Annotated in this window: 3 protein-coding genes; all 3 read right to left on the bottom strand. The window is 75.4% G+C overall.

Annotated features, from left to right (window positions below; genetic code table 11):
* The coding region (dinB, locus tag C1A33_RS18640) for a DNA polymerase IV (protein ID WP_101832749.1) at window positions 1-1,347 on the bottom strand (1,347 nt) is incomplete at its 3' end.
* The gene (locus C1A33_RS18635; RefSeq protein WP_101832748.1) at window positions 1,337-2,164 is read right to left on the bottom strand and encodes a methyltransferase domain-containing protein; all 828 of its coding nucleotides are present in this window, start codon (window positions 2,162-2,164) and stop codon (window positions 1,337-1,339) included. The genes dinB and C1A33_RS18635, both read right to left, overlap by 11 nt.
* 335 nt (window positions 2,165-2,499) lie before the next feature.
* Entirely contained in the window at window positions 2,500-5,655 is a 3,156-nt protein-coding gene (locus C1A33_RS18630; RefSeq protein ID WP_279354656.1) for an error-prone DNA polymerase, read from the bottom strand.
* Between the last annotated feature and the right edge of the window lie 140 nt (window positions 5,656-5,795).

The raw sequence follows: 5,795 nt of genomic DNA, 5'->3' as shown, positions 1-5,795 counted from the left end.
GTTCCCGCCCGCCCCGGGTCGTTCGGACGAACGGTTCGCCGTGGGCCGCCCGAGCAGACTCGCCGGGCCGACCGCCGCCGCGCCGTAGCGCGCCTGAGCCCGGTCGGACGCCCGGTCCACCTCCGCCCAGCCGTCGGGCCGCTCCCCGAGCAGCAGCTGACGCCCGCCGCTGCCGGCATCCTGCAGATTGCCGACCCGCACCCCGACCAGCCGCACCGCCGCCACACCGACACCGCTGCCACCGCCGCCGCTGCCACCGCTGCCGCTGCCGCTGCCACCGTCGACGTGGCCGTGGCCGTGGCCGTGGCCGTCGTGCGTATCCGGCCTCATACCGACGTCGCTGTCCACGCCCGCCCTCGCGGGCAGCAGGCCGAGGTCGGCGACCAGCCCGACGGCGGCGGTGTAGATCGCCTGGGAGACGTCGGTGGCGTCCCGCAGCGTTCGGGCGCGGGTGAGGGTCCGGAAGTCGCCGTAGCGTACCTTCACCGAGACGGTCCGGGCCCTGCGACGCCGCCGGCGCAGCGTGGCGGCCACCCGCCCGGACAGCCGCAGCAGCTCCCGGGCCAGCACCGCAGGATCGCGCACGTCGGTGGGGAAGGTCCGTTCTGCGCCGATCGTGACGTCCTGGTGGCCGGGATCCACCCGCCGCTCGTCGATCCCCCAGGACAGCCGGTGCAGGTGGGTTCCGGCGGCCTCCCCCAGGGCATGGCGCAGCGTGTCCACCGGGGTGGCGGCGATGTCGCCGATCGTGCGCAGGCCGAGGCGCTCCAGCACCGTCTGGGCCCGCGGGCCGACCCCCCACAGCGCCCCCGCCGGCAGCGGGTGCAGGAAGGACAGGACCGCGTCCGGGGCGATGACCGCGAGCCCGTCCGGTTTGCACCGCGTCGACGCGATCTTGGCGACGAACATCGACGGGGCGACCCCGACCGAGCAGGTGAGGTGCTGTTCGCTCGCGACCCGGCGGCGCAGGTTCACCGCGATCCGCGCCGGCGGGCCGAACAACCCCCGGGCTCCCGCGACGTCGAGGAACGCCTCGTCCACCGACAGCGGGGCGACCAGCGGTGTCACGTCCTGGAAGAGGCGCATGATCTCCACCGACGCCGCCCGGTAGGCGGCGTGATCGGGCGGGACCACCACCGCGGCCGGACACAGCCGGCGGGCGCGGCCCATCGGCATCGCGCTGCGCACGCCATAGGCGCGGGCCTCGTAGGTCGCCGACAGCACGACGCCCCGCTCCCCGCCGGCCACGATCACCGGCCGGCCGCGCAGCTCCGGGCGGCGGCGCAGCTCCACCGAGGCGAAGAAGGCGTCCATGTCGACGTGCAGGATCGTGCTGTCAGCGCCCACCCGCACCGCTCCCCCCGGCCGGCGCCGACGACGACAGGACCGACGACGGCAGGCTCGACGACGCCGACAGCGACGGTGGGGCCGGCCCCGGCCCCGGTCGGCGGGCGAGCACATGCAGCTGGGCCGCGAGGTCACGCAGGGCCGGATGCCGGGCGGCCGCGAGCTCGAGGCGCAGCAGCCGTTCGGCCGCGCCCGGATCGGCTCGCCGCTCGGCCGGGACGAGATCGGCGAAGATCCGCACCCCATGCACCTCGAGCACCTCGGCCCCCGCCGCGCGCACGAGTGTCGCGATTCCGGCCGTGGAGTACCGCCGCGGCACCCCGCGCGGGCGCGGGCCCTCGTCGAGCAGCGCCGCGAGCGCCTCGTCCACGCGCCCGGCGACGGCGTGGCGCACCACCGCGGCGGCGGCGCCGGGCACGACGAGGCTGAGCGCCCCGCCGGGCCGCAGCACCCGCAACGCCTCCGCCAGGGCGCTCGGCGGATCGTCCACGACCTCCAGGACGGAGTGGCACAGCAGCACCTGCGCCCGCCCGGCGCCGACGAGACCCACCAGGTCGCCCAGGTCGCCCTGCACCGCCGTGATCCGCTCGGCGAGCCCCCGCTCCGCCGCCCGCCGCCGCAGGGCCGCGAGCGCGTCCGGCGAGGGGTCGACGACGGTCACCGCATGGCCGGCCGCGGCGATCGGGACGGCGAACCCGCCGCTGCCCCCGCCGGCGTCGATGATCACCGCGCGTGGGTCCGGCGCGGGCAGCACCGCCCGCAGGCCCGGCCAGACCGCGGCGCGGCGCAGGTCGGTGTCGACGACATGACCGTCCATCCGCGTCGGCTCCTCCTGTGTGTGGTTCGCCGCTGGGCGGGCTGGTCCGCCCGCTGGCTCGCGCCCGCCGGTCAGCGCCCCACGACGAGTCCGATGACGACACCGACGGCGAGCCCGCCGGCCGAGAGGCCCAGCAGCCGCACTACCACGGTGTTGTGATACGCCGCTCTCGCCGGGCGTGCCACGGCGGACGCTACGGCGCGGCGTCGCCCGCGGTGGCGGATCGCGGAACCAGTCAACAACATCGATGATCTCCTGCTTCGTCACCCGCAGCACCCCAAGAGATAACCGATAGTGAATGATAACTACGCTGCGTGCAACATCTGGCGCTCCGCTTATCGAAAGTCCCGGGACCGGTTCGGGGCGGCGACCGACAGCGGCCACAGCCGTTCGGCGATCACATTGGTCACCCCGTCGGCCCGCTCGATGCGCCCCCGCACGACCAGGGCGGTCGCCGTCCGGGCCACCACCCGGTGGCGGGCCCACAGGCCGGGGGAACAGATCACGTTCACCAGCCCCGTCTCGTCCTCCAGGTTGACGAATGTGGTGCCTCCGGCGGTCGCCGGCCGCTGACGATGGGTGACGATCCCGGCCACCAGCACCCGCCGCCCCGCGTCGGCGTCGCGCAGTCCGGCGGCGGTGGTGACCCCGCGGGCGTCGAGCCGCTCCCGCAGGAAGCGGGTGGGGTACCCCTCGGTGGTGATGCCCGTCGCCCACAGGTCGGCCGCGGACTCCTCCACCTCGGTCATCTCCGGCAGGTAGGGCGCGACCGCGGTGACGTCGGCGCCGAAGACCATCCCGTCGAGGCGGTCCGGCCGGGCCTGCGCCACCGCGCCCGCGGCCCACAGCGCCTCACGGCGGGTCACCCCGAAGCAGTCGAACGCGCCCGCGGTGGCCAGGGCCTCGACCTGGTCGACGGACAGGCCGACCCGGCGGACGAGATCGGCCATGTCCGCGAAGGGGCCGCCGGCCGCCCGCGCGTCGACGACGCGGCGGGCGAGACCGTCGCCCACCCGCCGGACTCCGGCAAGCCCCAGCCGCACCCGCGGCTCGTCCCCGACGAGGATCGCCCCGACGCCGGAGGCGTTGACGTCCGGCCGCAGCACCTCGACGCCGTGCCGGCGGGCGTCGGCGACCAGGCTCTGCGGGGAGTAGAAGCCCATCGGCTGCGCGCCCAGCAGCGCCGCGCAGAACGCCGCCGGATAGTAGAGCTTGATCCAGGAGCTGGCGTAGACGAGGAAGGCGAAGCTCACCGAGTGGCTCTCGGGGAAGCCGAAGTTCGCGAAGGCGGACAGCTTGGTGAACAGGTCGTCGGCCAGCGCGCCGGTGATGCCGCTGGCCGCCATGCCGGTGTAGAGCCGCTCGCGCAGCCGTTCGATGCGCTCGGCGGACCGCTTGGCCCCCATCGCCCGGCGCAGCTCGTCGGCCTCGGCCGCCGAGAAGCCGGCGATGTCGATCGCCATCTGCATGAGCTGCTCCTGGAACAGCGGGACGCCCAGGGTCTTCGCCAGCGACCGGCGCAGCAGCGGATGCGGGTAGGTCACCTCCTCCGTCCCGTTGCGGCGGCGGAGGTAGGGGTGGACCGAGCCGCCCTGGATCGGACCGGGACGGATCAGCGCCACTTCGATCACCAGGTCGTAGAAGCGCCGGGGCCGCAGCCGGGGCAGCGTCGCCATCTGGGCGCGGCTCTCCACCTGGAACACCCCGATGGAGTCGGCCGCGCACAGCATGTCGTAGACGGCCGGGTCCTCCGGGGGGATCGTCGACAGATCGAGGTCACGCCCGTGGTGGTCGAGGATGAGGTCGAACGCCCGGTGCAGCATCTCGAGCATGCCGAGGCCAAGCAGGTCGAACTTCACCAGGCCGGCGGCCGCGCAGTCGTCCTTGTCCCACTGGATCACCGTGCGGCCGGGCATCCGGGCCCATTCCACGGGCACCACCTCCCCGACCGGCCGGTCGCAGATCACCATGCCGCCGGAGTGGATGCCCAGGTGGCGGGGGAACCCCAGCAGCTGGTCGGACAGCCGGGTCACCGCGGACGGGATGTCGTGCTCGGGTCCGCCCGCGCCGTCGGAGGCCCCGGCGCCGGGCCGCGACCACCGGTCGAGCTGCTTGGACCAGGCGTCCTGCTGGCCCGGGGAGAATCCCAGCGCCCGGGCCACGTCCCGGACCGCGGACCGCGGCCGGTAGGTGATCACGTTCGCCACCTGGGCGGCCCGGTCCCGTCCGTAGCGGCGGTAGACGTACTGGATCACCTCCTCCCGGCGGCCGGACTCGATGTCCAGGTCGATGTCGGGTGGGCCGTCCCGCTCCGGGGCGAGGAACCGCTCGAACAGCAGGCCGAAGGAGACCGCGTCGACACCGGTGATGCCCAGGGCATAGCAGACGGCCGAGTTCGCCGCCGATCCCCGCCCCTGGCAGAGGATCCGGTGCCGGCGGCAGAACTCGACGATGTCGTGGACGATCAGGAAGTACCCCGGGAACCCAAGCTGCTCGATCAGTGCCAGCTCGTGGGCGAGCTGGTCGTAGGCGCCGACCACCCGTTCCTGCCCGGCCGGGCCGTAGCGGCGCGCCGCGCCCTGCATGGTGAGCAGCCGCAGCCAGCTCGCCTCGGTGTGCCCCGGGGGGACGGGGAAGTCAGGCAGCCGCGGCGCGACCAGCTGCAGGTCGAAGGCGCAGGCCGCGCCGAGGCTGGCCGCCCGCTCCACCGCCCCGGGGAACCGGGCGAAGCGGTCCGCCATCTCGGCCCCCGACCGCAGGTGCGCGCCGGCGGCGGCCGGCAGCCAGCCGTCCATCTCCTCCAGGCTGCGCCGCGCCCGCACCGCGGCCATCGTCGCCGCGAGCCGGGCCGCGCCGGGCCCGGCGTAGTGGACGTTGCCGGTGGCCACCAGGGGCAGCCGCGCGGCGCGGGCCAGCTCGGCGAGGGCGTCGCCCCGGTCCGCGTCCAGCGGGTGGGCATGGTCGGTGATCTCCACTGCCACGTTGTCCCGGCCGAACAGCTCCACCAGGTCGGCGAGGGCCGCCCCGGCCGCGGCCGGCCCGCCGCGGGCCAGCGCCCGGGGCACCGGGCCCTTGCGGCATCCGGTGAGGATCTGCCAGTGCCCGCCGGCCGCCTGGGCGCACTGCTCGATCCCGGCCACCAGCCGGCCCTTCTCGCCCCCGGCAAGATGAGCGTCGGACAGCACACGGGACAGCCGCCGGTAGCCCTCGGGGTCCCGGGCGAGGACGAGCAGATGGTCGCCGCCCGGATCGGGCTCCCCCGCACGGGCCTCGGGCGCGCCGAGCGAGATCTCCGCGCCGAACGCGGTCGGCAACCCCACCTCCCGGGCCGCCTCCGCGAACCGGACGACGCCGTAGAGCCCGTCGTGATCGGTGAGGGCGAGCGCCGACAGCCCGAGCCGCACCGCCTCCTCGACGAGATCCTCCGGCTGGCTCGCGCCGTCGAGGAAGCTGAACGCGGAGTGGCAGTGCAGCTCCGCGTAGGGCACCACGGCGGCGCTCGGCGCGGCCCGCAGGCTCGCGGGCGGCCGGTAGGGTGCGCGCCGGCGCGACCAGGCCGGGCTGTCCCCACCGTCGCCGACCGGGCTCGACGATCGTGCCCCGTGCCGAGCGGGTCATGCCCCGGATGTTC

It is taken from the genome of Frankia canadensis (assembly GCF_900197875.1).
GTDB classification, from domain to species: domain Bacteria; phylum Actinomycetota; class Actinomycetes; order Frankiales; family Frankiaceae; genus Frankia; species Frankia canadensis.
The sequence above is the reverse complement of the archived record's forward strand: the minus strand, read 5'-3'. Positions and strand labels throughout refer to the sequence as shown.

Bases quoted from the DNA above. Each gene is read 5' to 3' on its own strand.
- C1A33_RS18635 (WP_101832748.1), bottom strand. From the start codon at position 2,164: ATGGACGGTCATGTCGTCGACACCGACCTGCGCCGCGCCGCGGTCTGG.